20 protein-coding genes, 1 tRNA gene and 2 pseudogenes are annotated in these 19,758 nt (G+C 61.6%); 13 read left to right on the top strand and 10 right to left on the bottom strand.

Going from position 1 to position 19,758, the window contains the following annotated elements:
• Positions 1-110: 110 nt before the first annotated feature.
• Positions 111-1,322, top strand: a complete 1,212-nt coding sequence (locus C265_RS05390) for an MFS transporter (protein ID WP_037023614.1) — start codon at positions 111-113, stop codon at positions 1,320-1,322.
• A complete protein-coding gene (locus tag C265_RS32470) occupies positions 1,319-1,462 on the top strand; it encodes a hypothetical protein (protein ID WP_168163303.1) in 144 nt (47 codons plus the stop codon). Before C265_RS05390 ends, C265_RS32470 begins: the two co-directional genes overlap by 4 nt.
• Before the next feature lie 18 nt (positions 1,463-1,480).
• Here the strand turns inward: C265_RS32470 and C265_RS05385 are convergent, their stop codons facing one another.
• Positions 1,481-3,412 (bottom strand): ATP-binding cassette domain-containing protein, encoded by a 1,932-nt coding sequence (locus tag C265_RS05385; RefSeq protein WP_010813571.1) that lies wholly within the window; start codon positions 3,410-3,412, stop codon positions 1,481-1,483.
• 334 nt (positions 3,413-3,746) lie between these two features.
• Between C265_RS05385 and C265_RS05380 the strand changes: the two genes are divergently transcribed.
• Positions 3,747-4,925, top strand: coding sequence for a benzoate/H(+) symporter BenE family transporter (locus tag C265_RS05380; protein WP_010813572.1), 1,179 nt, complete (start codon positions 3,747-3,749; stop codon positions 4,923-4,925).
• Between the two features lie 9 nt (positions 4,926-4,934).
• Here C265_RS05380 and C265_RS05375 read toward each other — a convergent pair whose 3' ends face one another.
• On the bottom strand, positions 4,935-5,444 hold the full coding sequence (locus C265_RS05375; protein ID WP_010813573.1) for a hypothetical protein: 510 nt from the start codon (positions 5,442-5,444) through the stop codon (positions 4,935-4,937).
• Between the two features lie 260 nt (positions 5,445-5,704).
• Here C265_RS05375 and C265_RS05370 point away from each other — a divergent pair, with 260 nt between their 5' ends.
• The 3 genes and pseudogenes from C265_RS05370 (at position 5,705) to C265_RS05365 (ending at position 6,793) form a co-directional block, all read left to right on the top strand.
• Positions 5,705-6,037, top strand: a complete 333-nt coding sequence (locus C265_RS05370; protein ID WP_010813574.1) for a multidrug efflux SMR transporter — start codon at positions 5,705-5,707, stop codon at positions 6,035-6,037.
• A gap of 75 nt (positions 6,038-6,112) precedes the next feature.
• Positions 6,113-6,416 (top strand): annotated as a pseudogene (locus tag C265_RS31230) (type II toxin-antitoxin system HigB family toxin).
• Positions 6,417-6,421: 5 nt separating this feature from the next.
• The gene (locus tag C265_RS05365) at positions 6,422-6,793 is read left to right on the top strand and encodes a type II toxin-antitoxin system HigA family antitoxin (RefSeq protein WP_010813576.1); all 372 of its coding nucleotides are present in this window, start codon (positions 6,422-6,424) and stop codon (positions 6,791-6,793) included.
• 27 nt (positions 6,794-6,820) lie between these two features.
• Here the strand turns inward: C265_RS05365 and C265_RS05360 are convergent, their stop codons facing one another.
• The 3 genes from C265_RS05360 to C265_RS32110 form a co-directional block, all read right to left on the bottom strand.
• Positions 6,821-7,057, bottom strand: a complete 237-nt coding sequence (locus C265_RS05360) for a hypothetical protein (RefSeq protein ID WP_010813577.1) — start codon at positions 7,055-7,057, stop codon at positions 6,821-6,823.
• Positions 7,058-7,088: 31 nt separating this feature from the next.
• Complete coding sequence (locus C265_RS05355) at positions 7,089-7,298, bottom strand: hypothetical protein (protein ID WP_010813578.1); 210 nt, start codon at positions 7,296-7,298, stop codon at positions 7,089-7,091.
• Positions 7,299-7,478: 180 nt separating this feature from the next.
• Positions 7,479-7,856 carry a hypothetical protein gene (locus C265_RS32110; RefSeq protein WP_010813579.1) on the bottom strand — a complete coding sequence of 126 codons (378 nt, stop codon included), beginning with the start codon at positions 7,854-7,856 and terminating at the stop codon, positions 7,479-7,481.
• Between the two features lie 888 nt (positions 7,857-8,744).
• Between C265_RS32110 and C265_RS05345 the strand changes: the two genes are divergently transcribed.
• The 5 genes from C265_RS05345 to C265_RS05325 all read left to right on the top strand — a co-directional run bounded on the left by C265_RS05345 (position 8,745) and on the right by C265_RS05325 (position 14,673).
• Positions 8,745-11,120 carry a hypothetical protein gene (locus C265_RS05345; protein ID WP_010813581.1) on the top strand — a complete coding sequence of 792 codons (2,376 nt, stop codon included), beginning with the start codon at positions 8,745-8,747 and terminating at the stop codon, positions 11,118-11,120.
• Positions 11,121-11,284: 164 nt separating this feature from the next.
• The gene (locus C265_RS31225; protein ID WP_010813582.1) at positions 11,285-12,382 is read left to right on the top strand and encodes a DegT/DnrJ/EryC1/StrS aminotransferase family protein; all 1,098 of its coding nucleotides are present in this window, start codon (positions 11,285-11,287) and stop codon (positions 12,380-12,382) included.
• Positions 12,379-13,326 (top strand): glycosyltransferase family 2 protein, encoded by a 948-nt coding sequence (locus tag C265_RS05335; RefSeq protein ID WP_037023611.1) that lies wholly within the window; start codon positions 12,379-12,381, stop codon positions 13,324-13,326. Before C265_RS31225 ends, C265_RS05335 begins: the two co-directional genes overlap by 4 nt.
• A complete protein-coding gene (locus C265_RS05330; RefSeq protein ID WP_037023609.1) occupies positions 13,316-14,281 on the top strand; it encodes a WxcM-like domain-containing protein in 966 nt (321 codons plus the stop codon). The genes C265_RS05335 and C265_RS05330 overlap by 11 nt, the downstream gene beginning before the upstream one ends.
• Entirely contained in the window at positions 14,278-14,673 is a 396-nt protein-coding gene (locus tag C265_RS05325) for a GtrA family protein (RefSeq protein WP_256375516.1), read from the top strand. The genes C265_RS05330 and C265_RS05325 overlap by 4 nt, the downstream gene beginning before the upstream one ends.
• A 272-nt stretch (positions 14,674-14,945) precedes the next feature.
• On the opposite strand, the gene C265_RS05320 is transcribed toward C265_RS05325, so the two are convergent.
• Entirely contained in the window at positions 14,946-15,209 is a 264-nt protein-coding gene (locus C265_RS05320) for a hypothetical protein (RefSeq protein ID WP_010813587.1), read from the bottom strand.
• A gap of 109 nt (positions 15,210-15,318) precedes the next feature.
• Here C265_RS05320 and C265_RS05315 point away from each other — a divergent pair.
• A pseudogene (locus C265_RS05315) lies at positions 15,319-16,396 on the top strand (IS256 family transposase); the annotation flags it as partial.
• A 25-nt stretch (positions 16,397-16,421) separates the two neighbouring features.
• Here the strand turns inward: C265_RS05315 and C265_RS05310 are convergent.
• The 4 genes from C265_RS05310 to C265_RS05295 form a co-directional block, all read right to left on the bottom strand.
• Positions 16,422-17,645 carry an IS110 family transposase gene (locus C265_RS05310; RefSeq protein ID WP_144062241.1) on the bottom strand — a complete coding sequence of 408 codons (1,224 nt, stop codon included), beginning with the start codon at positions 17,643-17,645 and terminating at the stop codon, positions 16,422-16,424.
• Positions 17,646-18,112: 467 nt separating this feature from the next.
• Positions 18,113-18,187, bottom strand: a tRNA-Arg gene (locus C265_RS05305).
• 62 nt (positions 18,188-18,249) lie between these two features.
• Complete coding sequence (locus C265_RS05300; protein ID WP_010813590.1) at positions 18,250-18,480, bottom strand: hypothetical protein; 231 nt, start codon at positions 18,478-18,480, stop codon at positions 18,250-18,252.
• Positions 18,481-18,514: 34 nt separating this feature from the next.
• Positions 18,515-19,006, bottom strand: coding sequence for a lecithin retinol acyltransferase family protein (locus tag C265_RS05295; RefSeq protein WP_010813591.1), 492 nt, complete (start codon positions 19,004-19,006; stop codon positions 18,515-18,517).
• A gap of 499 nt (positions 19,007-19,505) precedes the next feature.
• Between C265_RS05295 and C265_RS05290 the strand changes: the two genes are divergently transcribed.
• Positions 19,506-19,685, top strand: coding sequence for a hypothetical protein (locus C265_RS05290; RefSeq protein WP_234788091.1), 180 nt, complete (start codon positions 19,506-19,508; stop codon positions 19,683-19,685).
• Positions 19,686-19,758: the final 73 nt, after the last annotated feature.

Here is a 19,758-nt window from a genome sequence, read left to right as displayed (position 1 = left end):
CACCCGGCCCCGGCAAGCCCGATTGCCGTCCCGGCATGGACAACAACAAGCACACAATCCCTGTCGGCACCGCGCTTACCCGGCGGGACTGCCGCACATCGAGCCAAGACATGCAGAACCGACAACTCTCCCTGACCACCGTACTTGTGTGCGGTGGGCTGCTCGTGACCCTTTCAATGGGCATCCGGCACGGCTTCGGCCTGTTCAACCTGCCGATCACCCAGGCCCATGGCTGGAACCGAGAGACCTTCGCCTTCGCGCTGGCGCTGCAGAACCTGATGTGGGGCGCCAGCCAGCCCTTTGCCGGGGCGCTCGCCGACAAGTTCGGCGCGCTGCGCATCATGCTGGTCGGCGTGGCGCTGTACGTGGCCGGGCTGGTGGTGATGGCGCTGGCCACCAGCGGCACCGCCTTTGCCACCGGTGCCGGCGTGATGATCGGCATCGCCCAGTCCGGCACCACCTACAGCATCGTCTACGGCGTGATCGGCCGTGTGGCCAGCCCCGAGAAGCGGGTCTGGGCCATGGGCATCGCCGCCGCGGCCGGCTCCTTCGGCCAGTTCCTGATGATCCCGGTGGAACAGGGCCTGATCTCCGGGCTGGGCTGGCAGAACGCCCTCTATGTAATGGCGTTGATGGCCTGCGTGATGCTGCCGCTGGCGCTGACGCTGCGCGAGCCGCGCGAAGCGGCCCACACCGGCGGCCACCACCAGACCATCGGCCAGGCCGTGCACGAAGCCTTCGGCAACCGCAACTTCCAGCTGCTGACGCTGGGCTACTTCGTGTGCGGCTTCCAGGTGGTGTTTATCGGCGTGCACCTGGCGCCCTACCTGAAGGACCAGGGCCTGACCGACCCAAAAGTCGCCGTCGTGGCGCTGGCGCTGATCGGGCTGTTCAATGTATTCGGCACCTATACCGCGGGTGCGCTGGGGCAGCGCCTGCCCAAGCGCTACCTGCTGTCCGCCATCTACGTGACGCGCTCGGTGGTGATCGCCAGCTACCTGCTGCTGCCGCTGACGGTGGCCAGCACCTGGGTGTTCGCGGCGGTCATGGGCTTCCTGTGGCTGTCCACGGTGCCGCTGACCAACGGCATCATCGCCCAGGTGTTCGGCGTGAAATACCTGTCGATGCTATCGGGCGTGGTGTTCTTCTCGCACCAGATCGGCAGTTTCCTGGGTGCCTGGCTGGGCGGCTTCCTCTACGACCGCACCGGCGGCTACAACACCGTGTGGCTGATCGCGATCGCGCTGGGCGTGGTGGCCGCGCTGGTGAACCTGCCGATCCGCGAGCAGGCGCTGGTGCGCGCGCAGCCGGCGGCGGCATGATGAGCACGACCCAAGCGCGCGTGATGAAGGCAGCCGGGCTGGCGGTACTGGTCGGGGTGCTGGCGCTTGGGTTCGTGGGTTACCTGCGGCCGGGGTTCATGGTCGACCTGACCAACATGGTGTTGGCCTGGTGCGGGTGAGGGTCGGCTTGCCTGACCTCAGGCCCCCTCGCCCTTCGACTTCGCCTCCAGCACTTCCCAGCGCTCCAGCGCTTCCAGCAGTTCCATCTCGATCTCGTCGTGCCGCGTGCCCAGCTGCGCGGCCTTGGGCGCATCGCTGACATAGAGCGAGCCGTCCGCGAGCTGTGCCGAGATCACCTTCTGCTCGGTTTCCAGCGCGGCAATGCGCTCCGGCAGGCCGTCCAGTTCGCGCTGCTCCTTGTACGACAGCTTGACCGTACGATTGGCGCCGCGCGCTTCGCGCGAATCCTTGCCCTTTACCGGCTCTGCCGCCTTCTGCTCCGGCTTGCGCGCCGCTTGCAGCGCCGCGCTGCGGGCCGACTGCTCGACCCAGTCGGAATACCCGCCCACCGACTCGCGCCACACGCCATCGCCCTCGGCGGCCAGGGTCGAGGTCACCACGTTGTCCAGGAAGGCGCGGTCGTGCGAGACCAGGAACACGGTGCCGCCATAGTCCTGCAGCAGTTCTTCCAACAGTTCCAGCGTGTCGATGTCGAGATCGTTGGTCGGCTCGTCCAGCACCAGCACATTGGCCGGGCGCGCAAACAGGCGCGCCAGCAGCAGCCGGTTGCGCTCGCCACCAGACAGCGACTTGACCGGCGAACGCGCGCGCTCCGGCGCGAACAGGAAGTCGCCCAGGTAGCTCATCACATGCTTGCGCTGGCCGTTGACCTCGACCCAGTCGCTGCCCGGGCTGATGGTGTCGGCCAGCGAGCGCTCCAGGTCCAGCGCGGTGCGCATCTGGTCGAAGTACGCCACCTGCAGGTTGCTGCCGTTGCGCACGGTGCCGCTGTCCGGCGCCAGTTCGCCCAGGATCAGCCGCAGCAGCGTGGTCTTGCCGGCGCCGTTGGGGCCGATCAGGCCGACCTTGTCGCCGCGCATGATGGTGGCGGTGAAGTCGCGCACCACCACCTTGTCGCCGTAGGCCTTGCTGACGTCGGTCAGCTCGGCCACGATCTTGCCGGAGCGGTCGGCCTGCGACACCTCCAGCCTGACATTGCCCTGCACCTCGCGCCGCGCGGCGCGCTCGTTGCGCATCGCCACCAGGCGCTGGATGCGCGACACGCTGCGCGTGCGGCGCGCCTCCACCCCCTTGCGGATCCACACCTCTTCCTGCGCCAGCAGCTTGTCGAACTTGGCCTGCTCGACCTGCTCGGCGGCAAGCATCTCTTCCTTGCGCGCCTGGTAGGCGGCGAAGTTGCCGGGGAAGGACACCAGCCGGCCGCGGTCCAGTTCGATGATGCGGGTGGCGACGCGGTCGAGGAAGGCGCGGTCGTGGGTGATCAGCAGCACGCTGCCGCGGAAGCCCAGCAGCAGGTCTTCCAGCCAGCGGATCGCTTCCACATCGAGGTGGTTGGTGGGCTCGTCCAGCAGCAGGATGTCGGGCTCGACCACCAGCGCCTGCGCCAGCGCCACGCGTTTCTGCAGGCCACCGGACAGTGCCTCGACGCGCGTGTGCGAATCCAGCCCCAGGCGCGCCAGCGTGGTTTCCACGCGGGTGCGCAGCTGCCAGGCGCCGGCGGCGTCGAGCTCGGACTGCAGCCGGTGCAATTCGGCCAGCGCGGCTTCGTCGTCGTGGTTCTCGGCGACGCGGTCGGCGGCGGCCTCGTAGCGCACCAGCAAGTCGTGCGCATCGCCCATGCCCTGCGAGACCGCGTCGAACACGGTGATGCCCGCCTCGAACTGCGGCTCCTGCGGCACGTAGGCGCTGGTCACGCCGCTCTGGCGCGCGATCAGCCCGTCGTCGGGCGCCGACAGCCCCGCCACGATCTTCAGCAGCGAGGACTTGCCCGAACCGTTGCGCCCGATCAAACCCACGCGCTCGCCGGCCTCCAGCGAAAAGTCGGTGTGATCGAGCAGGGCCACGTGCCCGAAGGCAAGCTGGGCGTCGGTAATGGAAAACAGGGCCATGGGAAAAAGACGAGACGACGAGGGAAAGGAGGGACGGCCTGGCAGCCAGGGCTGGCGTGGCACGGCAGCCCGCATTGTAGACGACCGGGGCCGGGCCAAGGCTGGCCCCAAAAAAGAAGGGCCCGCGCACTGCGGGCCCAAGAGTCTCTCCTCGGTGCCCTGCTCGCAAGGCACGAAGCCAGCATAACAACGCCCCCCCTGCCCGCTCCAGTCGGAAAAGTCCGTAAGGGAAAGCCCCGTCAACCGCGATTTCTGGACGCCGCCGCGGCAAATTGGTACGACCAAGGCACTCATGCGAAGATGTCGGCCGTGCCAATGGCCTGCTGCCACCTTCATGACCACCGCTTCGCTGAAATTGTCCGACCTGTCCGTGTCCGCGCTGGTCGCCGGGCTGGTCGCCACGCTCACCGGCTATACCAGTTCGCTGGTGCTGATGATCCAGGCCGGCCACGCCGCCCACCTGACCGATGCCCAGATTTCGTCCTGGATCTGGGCGCTGTCGATGGGAATGGGGATCACCACCATCAGCCTGTCGCTGGCGCTGCGCGTGCCGATCGTGGTGGCCTGGTCCACGCCCGGCGCGGCGCTGCTGATCGCCAGCCTGCCCGGCGTGCCCTACGCGGAAGCCATCGGCGCCTTCCTGCTGGCCGGGCTGATGATGGCCGCGGCCGGCATGACCGGGTGGTTCGACAAGCTGATGCGCGCCCTGCCCGCCAGCATCGCGTCAGCCCTGCTCGCCGGCATCCTGTTCCGCATCAGCGTGGATGTGTTCGTGCAGGCGCAGCACCAGACCGTGCTGCTGCTGGCGATGTTCGCCGCCTACCTGCTCGGGCGGCGCCTGTGGCCGGCCTATGCGGTGCCAGGGGTGCTGCTGACCGGGGCGGTGGTCGCCGGCGTGCTCGGCCAGCTCGATTTCTCGGGCGTGCGGCTGGCGTTGGCGGTGCCGGTGTGGACCACGCCGGCATTCTCGCTGTCAGCCTTGGTCAGCATGGCGGTTCCGCTGTTCATCGTGGCGCTGGCCTCGCAGAACATCCCCGGGCTGGCCGTGCTGCAAGCCGACGGCTACCACGTGCCGGCCTCGCGCCTGATCTCGATCACCGGCCTGACCTCGGCCGTGCTGGCGCCGTTCGGCTCGCACGGCGTCAACCTGGCGGCGATCACCGCCGCCATCTGCACCGGCCCGCAGGCCGACCCCGACCGCAACCGCCGCTATACCGCGGCCGTGGTCTGCGGCGTGGGCTACCTGGTCGCGGGCACGCTGGCGGCCAGCATCGCGGCGCTGTTTGCGGCCTTTCCGCAAGCGCTGGTGGTGGGCGTGACCGCGTTCGCACTGATGGGCTCGATCGCCAACGGCCTGACCGTGGCCATGCAAATCCCGGCCGAGCGCGAAGCCGCGCTGCTGACCTTCATGATCACGGCGTCCGGCATGACCCTGGCGGGTGTCGGCTCCGCGTTCTGGGGCGTGGTGGGCGGCATGCTGGCGTTCCACGTGCTGCGCCGGCGCGCCGCCTGAGCATCGCCGCTAGAGCATCAGGAAAGCCACGTCCGCGTAGCCGATATCGTCGGACGACACGCCCCTGCGGCGCTGGAACAAGACATGCTGCAGCACGCGGTCGCGATGGGCCGCGAAGGTTTCCGGATCCAGGTTCAACGCCGCGCGCGCGTAGTGCTCGGCCATCAGCTTGTAGACGCGATGACGCACCTGCAGCATCTCGTTCGCCGCCTGGAGCCGGCTCATTTCCCCCACATGGTCTTCGTCCAGCTGACGCATGCTGACCACCACCCGGGCATGCATGCCCCGGTAGCGATCGACCTCCGCATGGGCCTTGCGCAACTCTTCGCGCAGCGACCGCACCTCCTGCAACAGCTTCAGGTTGTGCTGCACGCCGCGTTGGATGCGCGAAGCCTCTTCCAGTGCTTGGTCCGCCGCGGCGATGGTGTCCTGCCACGGATTCGCGTCCGGCGCGGGCGCCCCGTCCCCGGGCTGCGAAGACGTCCAGGCGGCCGTGCCGTCGATGCCATTGTGATGCATACCGCTCCCCTTACCCATGCCCGCCGCCGGCATCGTGGGGTTCGTGCCGGCTTGGTCGGGCCAACTACCGCGACTGCCCTGTAGGACTTGTGCCGCGGGCCGGCCATGCGCCCGCTTGTTCTCTTCGTTATAGCCACATTCAATCCTCCATCACCGCTTTGCACAACCACCGCAACGGAGGGGCGCGGCTTTGGCGCAACATGCGGGAGCGCTAAGATGCCGGCTTCGGCCCGTTTCGGCCCACCCATTTATGCGCTCCCATGAACGGATACTTGCTCCTCGCCCTCGCCATCGTCGCCGAAGTCATCGCCACCAGCAGCCTGAAGGCGTCGCAGGGTTTTACGCGCCTGGTCCCCAGTGTGCTGGTCGTGACCGGCTATGTGGCGGCGTTCTATTTGCTGATGCTGGTGATGCGGACAGTGCCGGTGGGGATTGCCTATGCGATCTGGAGTGGGGCCGGGATCGTGCTGGTGTCGCTGATCGCGGTGGTGCTGTACCGCCAGGTGCCGGATCTGGCGGCTTGCGCTGGGATTGGTCTGATTATTGCCGGCGTCGCCGTCATTCAGCTGTTTTCGAAGACTAGCGCGCATTGATCATAGGTATGCTCGGCAGAGATGACCCCTCATCCACTCTTGCCGCAGTCCCATTTTGGGACTGGCATTGCCCACATGCGAATCATAGCGAAGGGGTCTTTGCTGCAATTCAGCAAGTTCCACCCCGAAGCCAGGCAACCGCTGCTTGCCTGGCATGAAGAAGCCCGCTGCGCGGCCTGGACCGCGCCCAGGGACATCAAGGCACGCTACGCCAGTGCCAGCTTCGTCGGCAGCAACCGCGTGGTCTTCAATCTCGGCGGGAACAAGTACCGGCTTATCGTCGCTGTCGCATACCGATTGGGGGGTCGTCTGCGTGAAGTTCATCGGCACCCATCTCGACTATGACCGCATAGACGCCGCCACCGCGGAAATGGAGTGATCACCATGGATATCCGCCCCCTGCACACTGAAGCCGACTACCAGGAAGCGCTGGCCGCGGTCTCCGCCCTGGTCGACGCAGACCCTGCGCCCGACACGCCTGAGGGCGACAAGCTGGAAATCCTCTCCATGCTGGTGGAACGGTATGAAGCCGGGCACTTTCCGATGGATCTGCCGGATCCGATCGCCGCGATCCGCTTTCGCATGGAACAAGCTGGCCTCACGCCACGCGACATGCAACCGTACCTGGGTAACCTCAACCGCGTATATGAAGTGCTCAATGGCAAGCGCGCGCTGAGTCTGGCCATGATCCGGCGGCTGCACCGTGACCTGAAGATTCCCGCGAACGTGCTGATCGCCGAACGCAGTGCGGCATGAGCACTTGCGCAGCGACTGGCGCGCGTGCTAGCCAAAGCGCGCATCGATCTGCTTCCTGGCCCAGTCCGAGGCATGCTGCCATGCCTCGCCTTCGCTGAAGAACTGGCCCGGAACAAGATGGTGATCGAAGACCTTGAGTGGCGCGCCATCCGCCGCTTTCGCGCAGATGGTCACCTCACCTTGCCAGGGGCCGCCAACGCCAAGGGACGTTGCCGATGCTTCATACCAGTGGTCGCGGTAATACGTGAAACCTTGGAGATCCATGTCTTTCTCCACTAGTGGCATTCAGGAAGTGTCAGTCGTTGGCGTCGCCTGAAGTGGCCTGGTCAATCTCCCGTTTCGCGCACGCATAGGCGTTATCGATCGCGACCGATTCCGTGGGAGCAAGCGCCCCGGTGTTGTGCCGGTGTCCGTGACCGCGGATGCCATATGACCAGTCCCACTGGCCGCCCGAGTCCTTTTTGGCCTGGATTGAGATCTCTCGGCCTTTGTATTTCAGTTCCATGGCGAGCGCTCCGGAGTTTGGAGGATCGTAGCATGAAGCACCTGTCAATCCAGGCCCTCGACGGCGAGGCTGGCGCCATCCTCTCGGACTGAAACTCCGGGGAATGCCTAGATCGAGTTGGGGAGGAAGCACTGCTGGGAACCACAGCGGTCCCGGCATTCTTCGCCCTGAGTGGCGTAGCTAGGGCGCGCGACGCCCATAGCGGGAGAGATATTCCGGCGCGAACGTCGCCCCCCATCCCGTGTGTATGCGTTCGATCGCTTTAGCCTGGCAAACGCCGGTGCTGATAAGGCGGTGCACTTCGGCATCAACATGTTCCTCAGTGAAAATGCGGGTTTTCACCGGCTCGCCATCATCTGGGCAATGAAACCGTGCCACAAGCGTACTCGGTATGAGATCGGAGAACCACGCATGATTCCCATCTAATTGCCCTCCTTGGCGGTTCATGAGGAACGAAACGGGACCCAACACCATGACGCCCGCGAGCACGAATGCGGCGCGCTTAGCGCCCACCAACCAAAAGCACGCAAGTGCGCCGAACAGTGCGATTGCGCCCATGAATCAGTCCATCCTTTGGAGCGTGCGTGTTGTGACAGCGCCCATGGTAAGTGCCCCCTTCCGGCTAGGTTCTGATAAGAGGCGGCCATTGTACCGTGAGCCGGGCAACTCCCCCGTCCTAGCGCGGGCCACGCCTCCACCGTCTTCCGGTGCTTCGCTTCACACGCCCCTAGCGCTTTCAGCACGCCCCTCATCCCCCATTCCTGCCACGCATCGCATCATAGTCGGCCGTAGCGGTCGCGTCCGGCAGGTCGCCACAGGCCTCTTGGCGGCGATGGATCGACTACACGCGGGCACCGAATCGAAGGGGTTTCACGGATGGGAGAACGGGCTGTGCGAGCCCGCCGGCGACCAACTGGAGGAAGTACGGCACGAGTTGGAAATTTTGCTGGCGAGCACGCCAAGGCAAACAAGCCTGATCACGGGCGCCGACTTCGATCCTGAGGCGTTCGAGCGCATCTGGAAGTCGGAAGCCGTCCAGCGAGCAGCAAGCAGCTATGGCTGGCGCGGCTTGGCCGAGGCCGTCTGGGCAGACGCCTTTCACGAAGTGTCGCGGACTTGCCAGCGCCCCCGGAGAACATCGTGCTTTGCGGGGAATGCATCTACCGAGATTAGGTCCCTCCCCACAGGCTGATGAAGCGATCACCAAGATCTTGACGCTCAATCCGGTGGGTCTCTTTGGCCTTCAGGTCAGTCACGAGCCAGGATGACCCGAGCCTGCAAGCACATAAACTATAATCTTGGCGCTTTCCCGTACTTACTCTGTTCATCAAATAAAAGCAGTTGCGGCTCTTCAATCGCGCAATCGCACCAAGGTTCATGAAAATATTGCGACAAGGAAGTATCGATACACAAGCAAAGCTATGGATGCCTGTGCGAGGTTGCCTTATGTTATTGTTGTTGGCAGGGCAAAATCTCCTGATTTTTTGGCGACATTACTTTGATGGCATCGCGTTCCCCGACGACTTCCTGTTGACTTATCACGCCATTCCGTACTACTGGATCGAGGCAGTCAAGTTGGGCAAAGGGATCGCCTGGATTCCTTTTCAGGGTATGGGGTATCCCTTGTTCCTGAACCTGCAAAGCGGAGAGTTTTATCTTCCATTCTGGCTGTTTCCCTTGTTTGACGGAACATACACCATCCATGCCGCTGTCGTGATGCAAGGCGCGCACGTGCTGCTTGGAAGTATCGGCGCGGCCGTCTGCGCACGACTGTTGGGGGTGGGGTGGCGGGAATCCATGCTGGCGGGGATATTTTATCAATGCTTTGGGGGCTTCTACTCGAACTCACAGCACCCCGATATTGTCAGAGCGTTTGCATTTCTGCCATGGTTGTGCGGCCCGGTATTTGCCGATTGGCGAATCAGGTCGACGTCATTGATGATTGGTGTCGTCACTCTGCCAATGTGGGTTTTTGCTGTATGGACCGGCGGGTATCCGGGAACCGCGATGGCAACGCTATTCGTTCTAGCGACGGTTAGCGTGCTACGCACGCTTCGGGAACGTGACGTATCTGGTGTGGGCATTTGGATACTGGTGGCTCTTGTTGCAGGAACGCTGGTTGCCGGAATAGCCCTTGTGCCGGCGTTTCTTTCCTCTGGGGAAATTGCCCGCTCGAAAACCATTGAGACACTCGCTTATGACTACATGTTACCTGGCGACATTCTCTCGTTCGCATTCCCGATAAATAATTCGTATTTCGGGCATGATATTTCAATGCGATCGTTCTTTGTCGGGTTTCCGGTTGTCGCGCTATTTTTAATGGGCATCGTCGAGGTTCGTCGCCGCATGATGTGGCCATTGATTTCCGGGCTGATCGCATTGCTGATGGCAGCCGGGCCGCTGCACCAGATTCTCGTGTTAATGATTCCACCTCTCGGCTTGAGCCGGTTTGTGATGGCCGACTACCGAGCCCTCATTGGCCTCGTCGCTATTCTCGCGGCGGTGACAGTGTTGGATGATCGTCATGGTGGGAAAAAAGGCGGGATCATTTGGCTATTGTTGTTCGGGATTTTTGTATGGTATGGCGTGCATGCACTGAATCTCGAGCGCGCCTATGCGAAAGAAGACCACATTGCCCTGCTGATGGTCTTGCTTGTCGGGGTGGCAGCTATCCTGAACAGATTCGCGGCAAGATTGCTTGGCTGGACCCTCGAGCCGTTGGTTTTCGTTGTTGGTGCCGTTTTTATTTGGTATTCGAGCTATCTCTTGAATGTCATGCCTACGCCGGCGCGAGCGGAGGTAATAAGCGTCATTAGGTGGCTGGCGATTCTTGCACTGGGCTTGAATTTTCTTTGCAGTCTTTTCATAAAAAAGAGCCTGGAGCCATTGTTGATAATATTCTCCGCCATTGTTGCAGCGTACATCGCCAGCACGCTGCTCGTTGCCAGGGTGAATCAGAATGGTGTCATGATCCCGATTGCCATCACTGCGGTCCTGACGATCGTGGCGCTGTCTCCCGTGTTCTTGCAGTCAGGAAGAGGGGTGGTGATGCCTGCGTTGGCGACAGTTGCAATATCGCACTGGATGTGCGTGACGTGGACCGAGAGGTATTTTGCGCCGCCGGCGCAAGACGGTACTGCATGGGTCGAATCAATTGCGGGGAAGTTTTCTGATACACGCGAAGCGTTGAAGCGTCAGTTGCGTACCGAGACATGCCGCGGTCCGCGCCATGACGTTCCGTTACCCACCGCGGACCGCTTTCCCTGGAGCGGCTACTACAGTGGTCAATACTTTATGCAAGACTATTCTGGGCCGATGAAATTCCAACGCCAGCAGAGCATCCTCGGCTCCGATGATCTGCGGGGCTTCGCAATGCTTCCATGGACCATGGTTGCGGTATCCGACCTTCATCGTACGCACGACGCAGATTTGTCCAAGGCTCCACGCGTGGACGCAGTATGTTCGGCGTATGGGACGACCGAGATTCGGTATCAGATTGACCTGGGCGTGCCCACAGCAGTTGTGGAGAACGAAATCTACGCCAAGGGATGGTCCGCGCGACTGCTCTGTGATGACTGCGGTTGGTCGGGCGGGGCGAAAGACATCTTTCCCGTTGACGTAAAGGGTTTCCGCGGTTGGCAGTTGCCAGCTGGGCGCTACGTTTTGATTGCTCGCTTTGATACCCCATACCGCACACTTGGTATGGCAATTACGCTGTTAGGCATAGGGCTTTGGATAGCCAACGGATGGTCGATCATGCGGCCGAAACGAATTTGGCTTTCCCGACAGACTGGCCGTGCAATAAAAGTGGACCCCTCGTAATACCACAAATGCGTGCATAGCCCTACCTAGGCGTGCTGTACAGGGGGCCTGGTACTTTAAGGCTGGCATCCTTTGACGTAAAATGTGGCCCCTCCCCCGGAAGTGATCAGCCCCAACCGAATCGGGAAGTTAACCTGGCGTCCAGCCATTGTTTGCGGAGAGCAATGTTGATACAGATAAACAGCCTTTCGGCGCGAATTTCCCGGAACCCACAGCTAGCCGAGGCGATCAATAGGGTACTTTCCAGCGGGTGGTTTGTCCTGGGCCCGGCATCGAGGCAATTCGAACACGAATTTGCCGAGTATGTCGGCGTTGACTACTGCCTGGGCGTGGCCAATGGCACGGATGCTATTGAATTGGCGCTGAAAGCACTTGGCGTTACTCGTGGTGACCGCGTCGCGACTGCGGCCAATGCGGGAATGTATACGGCAACGGCCATCGAGATTGTTGGAGCCGAGCCTTTCTTCCTTGACGTCGATACTGATTCGCATGGTGTCACGTTCCAGGAAGTCGAGCGAGCCATTCTTGCCGGAATCAAAGCGGTGGTGGTTACGCATCTTTACGGTCGGGCCGTGCCTGACATTGCTGCAATTGCACAGCTTTGTGCCGACCGGGGGGTACTGCTCATTGAGGATTGTGCCCAAGCTCACGGTGCCCGTATCGACGGGACATGCGTGGGCGGGTTTGGGGATGCAGCCACTTTCAGCTTCTATCCCACCAAGAACCTTGGTGCAATTGGCGATGGCGGCGCAGTTGTGACGAAGCATGCGGAGACAGCCGAGCGAGTCGCCCGACTTCGTCAATATGGCTGGTCGTCGAAATATCAAGTCGAAGTGGCCGGATCGCGCAACAGCCGTCTCGATGAACTGCAAGCGGCTGTCCTCTCGACTTTCCTGCCGTATCTTGATGCTGCGAATGCTCGCAGGCGTGAAATTGCTGCACGCTATACCGCGAGAATTGCTCACGACAAAGTTCTGACACCGCAGGCGGTGGGAGAGGCATACGTGGCGCACCTCTACGTCGTGCGCAGCGCGCATCGGGATGCCCTGCGCACGCATTTGCATGATTTGGAGATCGGCTCCGACGTGCACTATCCCATCCCTGACTATCGGCAACCGGTTTTCGGAGAGCGTTTTGCAAACATTCGACTCGCAAACACTGAGCGCTTGGCAGGTGAAATTCTGACCTTGCCCTGTTATCCCGAAATGACCGACGCAGAGGTCGATAGCGTCATCTCCGCAGTCAATAGGTGGCGACCATGAAATTCTCGGTCATCATCCCTGTTTACAAGAACGAATCGTCTATTCCCCGTCTGTTGCAAACGTTGACGGATATGAATCGCCAACTGGACGGCGAGTTGGAAGTCGTATTCGTTGTCGACGGTAGCCCAGACCAGTCGTTTGCGCTATTGCGCGCAGCGCTCAGGACCATGGATGTGCCGGCACAATTGTTGGCGCATTCACGAAATTTCGGTTCCTTTCCGGCGATCCGGACGGGGTTGGCTGCTGCCAGGGGAGATTTTTTTGGCGTCATGGCGGCAGATTTGCAGGAGCCGCCGGAACTGCTTGTCGAGTTTTTCCGGTCACTAGATGGCGATGAGTGCGATGTCGCCATTGGCACACGAGCAAGTCGAAGCGACCCTTACTTCTCCCGTATGGCATCCGGCATGTTCTGGTGGTTATACCGGCGGCTGGTGGTTCCTGAAATGCCAGCAGGCGGCGTCGACGTTTTTGGCTGCAATCGGGTGTTCCGCGACCAGTTGCTTCAACTCGAGGAGTCGAGATCGTCGCTGATTGCACTGATTTTCTGGCTAGGTTTTCGCCGCAAGATCGTAAGCTACGGGCGACGAGTCCGCCAGGAAGGGAAGACCGCATGGACTTTCCGAAAAAAGGTGGACTACATGATGGACAGTATCTTCGCGTTCACCGATTACCCTATCCGATTGCTGACCAAGATTGGCATCGCAGGCTTCATGCTGTCCAGTATTCTTGGCGGAATCGTGCTGGTCGGTCGCCTGTCGAATAGCATCGATGTTCCCGGTTATGCGACCGTCATGATAGTGATCATGTTCTTCGGAACTCTCAATTTATTCGGGCTTGGGCTGGTGGGAACGTATGCGTGGCGCGCTTACGAAAACAGCAAAAAGCGACCATTGGCGGTTATTTCCGTTCGACAGAAAAATTCAATTCAATCCTATGCCGAGTAATTTCACAGTTCATGGCTCTGCCGATGTGCAATCGAATGACATCGGGGCAGGCACGACTATTTGGCAATCCGTAACGGTCCTCCCGCGCGCGCGCATCGGCAGTGACGTCAACATTAATGCGCAATGCTTTGTCGAGAACGATGTTGTTATCGGAGACCGCGTAACCATCAAGTGTGGGGTTTACGTATGGGACGGCATCCGTCTGGGCAATGATGTATTTGTGGGCCCCAATGTTACGTTTAGCAACGACAAATTTCCGCGGTCGAAGGCTTACCCAGAAGCTTTCCTCCAGACTGTCGTGGAAGATGGCGCCTCGATCGGCGCCGCTGCCGTGCTGCTTCCGGGAATTGTGATTGGTCAAGGCGCGATGATCGGCGCCGGGGCAGTGGTCACGCGATCTGTGCCTCCCTATGCAATCGTCACGGGCAATCCGGCCCGTATTGTCGGGTACGTTGAAAACGCGGCCTCGCCCGGTGGCGCGGTCAAAAGTACGTCTGTGAGGGCGCCTGAGCAGCTGCTAGACGCTCGAGCACATGTCGGCGTAGGCGGGGTGACACTTCATCGTCTCAAGCGCGTTAATGATATGAGAGGTGATCTCTCCGTTGGGGAATTTCCTCGAGACATCCCGTTCGACCCCAAGCGTTATTTCCTGGTATTCAATGTACCGAGCGAAGAAACCCGGGGCGAGCACGCTCATCACAAATGTCATCAGTTCCTGATTTGCGTTAGAGGAAAATGTTCAGTGGTCGTTGACGATGGCAAGGTCCGGTGCGAGATCGCACTCGAATCACCAGAGACGGGTCTGTATCTGCCACCACTGACCTGGGGCATCCAGTATAAGTATTCGAGCGATGCAATGCTTTTGGTGTTTGCGTCGGACGAATACGATGCCGATGACTATATTCGCAATTACGCGGAATTTGTCGAAATAACTAAACAAAAAAACGGGCTTTGACTACAATTTTTTCCGGAAGCAGCGTACAGCGGTGGGGGCGATACCTACTCGGAGGTGGGATAAACACTTTCGTGACCTACGCGCTGTACCTCGCCTTCAAGCTCGTGGTTGGATATCAGTCTGCATATCTTGCCGCCTATGTGATCGGTGTTGTTTTTTCGTATTGGTTTAACTCGCGCCTGGTCTTCAAAGTGGCCTTTTCCTGGGTAAAGTTTCTTTCGTATCCAATGGTCTACGTTTTTCAGTACTGCGCTTCGGCCTTGCTGCTGCATGGATTAGTCGAATTCGCTGGAGTCAACGTATCGTTTGCGCCGCTTATGGTTACGGCGGCAATGATGCCGTTGACTTATGTCATGAGCAAGCTGATTCTGAAAAGAACGCCTCGCGGCTAATGTCGCGGGCTCATCCACACCTGAGCGCGAGTCTATGCGGGAGAGCAGTGACACGACTGTAGTAGATTCGTTTGAAAGCGTCCGCCAATCGAGTCTGTCCCTCAATATCTTGGAACGGATGTAGCTAACGCGGCCACACCTCAACCGTTTTCACATGCTTAGCCGCGCACTTCCCCAGCGCGCCCAATGCGTCCCGCATCATCCATTCCTGCCAGGCGTCATAATCAGCGGCGGCCGGCGCGTCCGGGATCTGGCACGGTGTGGCCAGCGCGCTATCGAGCGGCGGCGGCCTGTTTGGCAGCGTCGACGGCGTCGGACAGCTTGCGCACCCTGAAATCGTCAGGGCGGCAGTCAGTAGGCAGAGGCTGCTTCGCATTTCGAAATTCCTTCACGGCGGCATCGACCTTAGCGCCGAGGGTGGTCTGGGTGACGTTAAACTCGTCAGCCTTGGCGCGGATGGCGTCGCTGGCTTTGCCGATGTCCTCGATCGCCTTGTTGGCGCTGACCAGATCGGACTGAGCGTTGGCCGTCTTCATTCGATCGATCTGAGCGTCCTTGCGCCAGCCATTGACAGTCCAGCCGGCTGCGAGGACCGATCCGGAATTTTGTGTACGAGGCATATCATGAGAGGGAATGACCATGGATATGCCGATGAAGAAGAAACGTACGGTGGCGTCTCAGGCAGCGGCCCGCGGGCCGCTGCCGGCTTTGCCTGAGGGCTTGCTCGACGAACTGGTTAAAGGGCCAATGACGCCCAGCGAGGTCCAGGATTTGATGCTGGCCTTCAACAAGGCCATCATCGAGCGGGCGATGGGCGCCGAGATGAGCATGCACCTAGGCTATAAGCCAGGCGAGCCCAAGCCGGCCGAGCAATCCAATGCACGCAACGGTCTCACCGGCAAGACCGTGATCACCGAGCGCGGCCCGGTGCGGGTCGAATTGCCACGCGACCGCGATGGCAGCTTTGAGCCGGTCCTGATCCCGAAGCATGAGCGGCGCTTTACCGGATTCGACGAGCGCATTATTGCCATGTACGCGCGCGGCATGAGCGTGCGCGAGATTCAGGCGTTCCTGGCCGAGAGCTACGGAACCGAAGTCTCCCCGGACTTCATCAGCTCGGTCACCGATGAAGTTATGGCCGAGGCAATCGCGTGGCAGAGCCGCCCGCTCGAAGCCATGTACCCGGTCGTGTTCTTTGATGCGTTACGGGTCAAAATCCGCACCGACGGCGTGGTCAGCAATAAGGCCGTGTACCTGGCATTGGGAATCCAGGCAGACGGTCAACGCGATGTGCTGGGCCTGTGGGTCGAGCAGACCGAAGGCGCCAAGTTCTGGCTCAAGGTCTTCAATGGGCTCAAGAACCGCTGCTGTCAGGATATCCTAATTGCCGTGGTCGATGGCCTTAAGGGCCTGGCTGAGGCCGTTGCGACGGCCTATCCCCGCACGACGGTGCAAACCTGCATCGTGCATTTGACCCGCAACAGCCTGGACTACGCCAACTACAAGGACCGCAAGGCGCTGGCGCAGGCGCTGCGACCAATCTACAGCGCGGCCAGCGAGCAGGAGGCCGAGCAGGCGCTGCAGGATTTCTGCCGACGGCCCGTGGGGCGAAAAGCTGCCGATGATCGCGCAGTCGTGGCGACGCGCCTGGGAGCACGTCACGCCATTCTTCGTGTTCCCGCCCGAGATCCGGCGTGTGATCTACACTACGGATGAAGTTGACAAGCCCCCGCGGCAATCTCCGGCGTTCATGGCGTTCGTATCGGTGGCCAGGGAGCGCGAACCGCACCTTGCGGTCGTGCTTGCTTCCAGCGCGAGAACAGGCGTTGGTAAGCCTGCTCGGCTTGCTCGCCGACTGCACGCTCCAGATCCCGGACGGACTTCAGGTTGTAGGCGGCGACAGAGCCCTTGCGGCTACCGCGACGCGCAGCAGGCATGCCTGCCTGCAGTTCCAACTCACGGGTCTTTCGCGCAGTCAGCGCTGGGCGATCCCAGGCGAAGGCTTCGTTATGCGTGAGGACGCGCCAGACGATTATTGCTAGCTTGCGCGCCGTGGCAACAGCCGCGATCTGTTGACCGCGACGCTCCCGGACACGTAGGAAGAAGGCTCGGACGGGCCCGGCCGTTTGCGCTGCGGCCCAGGCAGCCTCGACCAGCATGGCACGCGCATAGGAACGTCCGCGCTTGCTGATGTGTCCGTGTTTTGCTGGTTGCAAGCCGGATTGGTAGACCGACGGATTGAGGCCAAAGTAGCTGACCAATTTCTCCGGCGAGCGAAAGCGGGCAACATCGCCGATGGCGGAGAGCAACCCGATCGCCACCGTGGTGTTGATGCCAGTGATGGTCAGGAGCTTGCGCAGCCTGTCGTCCTGAATAGCAGATTGGGCCAGCACGCGCTCAATCTCCTGCAGATTCTCTGCCAGCCGGTCCAGCTCATGCAACCGCTGGTCGATCCCGATGCGTTCGTCCGTGGGTAGCGGCTGGAGGCTCAGCCAGGCCCGCCCTTTCTTGCCAAACAGGTCTGTCGCGGGACACCGCTCGATGAGATGCGCGGCCAGGACAGCGTGAATCTCATTCTTGAGCCGCGTCCGCTGCCGCACGATTTGAGCGCGGCGCGACACCTGCCGCCGCATCGCTTGCGTGGCCTCGTCGGGAATCCAGACCTCAGGCAGGAAGCCGCTCGCATAGAGTTGCGCCAGGATCGACGCATCGATCTTATCCGTCTTCACGCGGGCTTCCGCAATCAGACGGACTTGCAGCGGGTTGGCGACGATCACTCTGCCGACGTGACTAGTCAGCACTTTCGCAATGGCGATCGTATTGCCGGTCGCCTCGAGTACTACGTGGTCATCGGGCTTTAGCTTGGCGGCAAAGCGTTCGAGCTCGTCGCGTCGCAGTCCGACGCGCCCGCCGGCGCGCAGCAGGCCATTCTCCAGATAGGCGATCTCGGCCACCGATCGCGATACATCCAGTCCTATCACTCACATTGGCGTCTCCCATGGGAAACATCGCAAATGGGAGCCGGTGGGACAGCACGACAACTACGGATTCGCGCTCGCAGCGCAACCGGGCGGGTCGCAGGGGCGGCTAACTACTAACACGAGCTCGCAGCTCAACGTATATGAACGGCCTGCCCACCCGAAGTACTCCCCGGTGCCCCTGTCCCGGATGGTCGAACCATACACCAAGTTACTCGGTGAGGAGGAGGGGCACCGGCGCGGCTTGGCGTTGCGGATTTTAGTATCCGTTAATGGCTCGACCGTGCGGGGCATCGCTTAGGGGCACCGAAAATAGGGGCATTCGAAGATGCCCCTAAGGATGCCCCAAAAAGTGACGGATGCCAACGGGCCATGACGAACTTTGGCGAACGTCGATTCGGCGCGAAGCCTTGTTTTACTTGGGGAGAGAGAACTTCAGAGAACTGCTGTGAACTTAACTGTGGTCCCGCCGACAGGAATCGAACCTGTATCTAGCGCTTAGGAGGCGCTCGTTCTATCCATTGAACTACGGCGAGGGACAGGACTGTCAGGATCGGGAACCGCGGGCGCGGTGATCCTGGAGACGGCCCGGAGTATATCAAAATCCGCACCGGCCCGGCTCGCCGGCAGTGGCGGACCCGTCCCGGCGGCCTCGCCCGGCAAGGCGGCCGGACGACGGCAGGCGCGTCGGCCGGCCGGCATGGCGCAGGGCGCGGCGCCCCGGCCGGTGGTGGCCGCGGGCGCAGTTGGCGGCGGCAGTGGCGCAGCTGCGGTGGCAGGCTTGTCCGCGCAGGTTGCAGCGCAGTTCCCAGTCGATCAGTCCGGACATGGCAGGCTCCTTGATTCGGTGATGGCCGCGCGGTTCAGGCGAGGCCCAGGCCCAGGTTCAGGCCGCCCAGTTGGGCTTGCAGCAGCGCGCCCAGCAGCAGCCAGCCGATGTGCAGCGCGGCGCTCGGGCGGCGCATGCATGTTTCCACCTGCTCGCTGCGACTTTCGCCGGACAGGCACCAGGAGCAGAAATGCTCACAGTTGTTGGTCAGCAAGTGGTAGGCGTTTTCGCCAACGCGGGAACGGGCGCGTTCGACGGCCTGACGGCCGGCGAAGCGGGCGCAGGGTTCCGGCCTGACGGCGATGCCGAATCCGGCGGCGAAGGCTTCGAGGGTAGTTTCTTCAACAGGCGCGGCTTGCAGGGAGCGGGCGAAACCGGCGTAGTGGATGACGCGGCCGGCGCCGGCATAGATCCCATGATGGGCGTAGCCGTGGCGCTTCGTGACCAGGTGCGCGCCGAGCGGCAGCGGGTCGGCGAAACGATCGTCGCTGCCGGTAGCGCGTTCTTGTTGTTCCTGGATGTTCATGGCTGGCCTCGGTCTGTCTGGTTGCTGCAGGCATTGCTGCTTCATGCCAGACCAACAGCATCAACCATGCCAATACCAGGGAGGCACGGCAGGACAACGGTTTGGCGGGAATCCGGGGGTTTTGGAGGGGATGGACTGTCGGATGGCAGCCAACCGCGTGGCGGCAACTCTGTTGGCTGGCAGCCACCATTCGCCGTGCGCCGCGGGGCCTGGACGGGCTGGCGGCAGCGATCGCGCGATGCGTACGCTGTGGTGGGCGCATCCCGACACTGGCTGGCCGGGTGTCGGGTCCAGGCCAACGTGGCAGGCCCGCCGGGGTGGGCCCCGTTGTCGCCACTCCGCCCTGCAGCCCGCGCCGGCCTTGGGTTTCCAGTCGCCCGCCTGCCACACCCATGCTGTGGCAGGCGCCTTGCTAAATACCGGTACCGCCCCCCGGCGCCACGCCACATCCACCGGAGACCGATCATGGCCACCCTTGCGATCAACGATCCGCCCGTTCGTGCCCTCGTCTCCGCTGCCGCTCGGGACGGTGATCAACTTTTACGAGATCAACTACAGCTTCTATGCTGATCAGATGAACAACCAGTTCCAGAACATCGATATCCGCAACAACGCGCCAAACGCCAACATCAATGTCCAGGGCGACCAGGGCGCGAGGAACGACGGCCGGCTGATCTGATGCTGATCTGAGCGCCAGCGCCGCCGTGGTAGTGCCCCGGCGGGTCCGGGGCTTCACGCGGACCGGAGACAAG

The organism is Cupriavidus sp. GA3-3 (genome assembly GCF_000389805.1).
GTDB classification, from domain to species: Bacteria; Pseudomonadota; Gammaproteobacteria; order Burkholderiales; family Burkholderiaceae; genus Cupriavidus; species Cupriavidus necator_D.
Note: the sequence above shows the minus strand (reverse complement) of the source record. Positions and strands in the feature narration are given on the sequence as shown.

Excerpts from the sequence above, each read along its gene's own strand:
- C265_RS05390 (WP_037023614.1), top strand. The coding sequence starts at position 111 with ATGCAGAACCGACAACTCTCCCTGACCACCGTACTTGTGTGCGGTGGG.
- C265_RS32470 (WP_168163303.1), top strand. The coding sequence starts at position 1,319 with ATGATGAGCACGACCCAAGCGCGCGTGATGAAGGCAGCCGGGCTGGCG.
- C265_RS05385 (WP_010813571.1), bottom strand. The coding sequence starts at position 3,412 with ATGGCCCTGTTTTCCATTACCGACGCCCAGCTTGCCTTCGGGCACGTG.
- C265_RS05380 (WP_010813572.1), top strand. The coding sequence starts at position 3,747 with ATGACCACCGCTTCGCTGAAATTGTCCGACCTGTCCGTGTCCGCGCTG.
- C265_RS05375 (WP_010813573.1), bottom strand. The coding sequence starts at position 5,444 with ATGCATCACAATGGCATCGACGGCACGGCCGCCTGGACGTCTTCGCAG.
- C265_RS05370 (WP_010813574.1), top strand. The coding sequence starts at position 5,705 with ATGAACGGATACTTGCTCCTCGCCCTCGCCATCGTCGCCGAAGTCATC.
- C265_RS05365 (WP_010813576.1), top strand. The coding sequence starts at position 6,422 with ATGGATATCCGCCCCCTGCACACTGAAGCCGACTACCAGGAAGCGCTG.
- C265_RS05360 (WP_010813577.1), bottom strand. The coding sequence starts at position 7,057 with ATGGATCTCCAAGGTTTCACGTATTACCGCGACCACTGGTATGAAGCA.
- C265_RS05355 (WP_010813578.1), bottom strand. The coding sequence starts at position 7,298 with ATGGAACTGAAATACAAAGGCCGAGAGATCTCAATCCAGGCCAAAAAG.
- C265_RS32110 (WP_010813579.1), bottom strand. The coding sequence starts at position 7,856 with ATGGGCGCAATCGCACTGTTCGGCGCACTTGCGTGCTTTTGGTTGGTG.
- C265_RS05345 (WP_010813581.1), top strand. The coding sequence starts at position 8,745 with ATGTTATTGTTGTTGGCAGGGCAAAATCTCCTGATTTTTTGGCGACAT.
- C265_RS31225 (WP_010813582.1), top strand. The coding sequence starts at position 11,285 with ATGTTGATACAGATAAACAGCCTTTCGGCGCGAATTTCCCGGAACCCA.
- C265_RS05335 (WP_037023611.1), top strand. The coding sequence starts at position 12,379 with ATGAAATTCTCGGTCATCATCCCTGTTTACAAGAACGAATCGTCTATT.
- C265_RS05330 (WP_037023609.1), top strand. The coding sequence starts at position 13,316 with ATGCCGAGTAATTTCACAGTTCATGGCTCTGCCGATGTGCAATCGAAT.
- C265_RS05320 (WP_010813587.1), bottom strand. The coding sequence starts at position 15,209 with ATGAAGACGGCCAACGCTCAGTCCGATCTGGTCAGCGCCAACAAGGCG.
- C265_RS05300 (WP_010813590.1), bottom strand. The coding sequence starts at position 18,480 with ATGTCCGGACTGATCGACTGGGAACTGCGCTGCAACCTGCGCGGACAA.
- C265_RS05295 (WP_010813591.1), bottom strand. The coding sequence starts at position 19,006 with ATGAACATCCAGGAACAACAAGAACGCGCTACCGGCAGCGACGATCGT.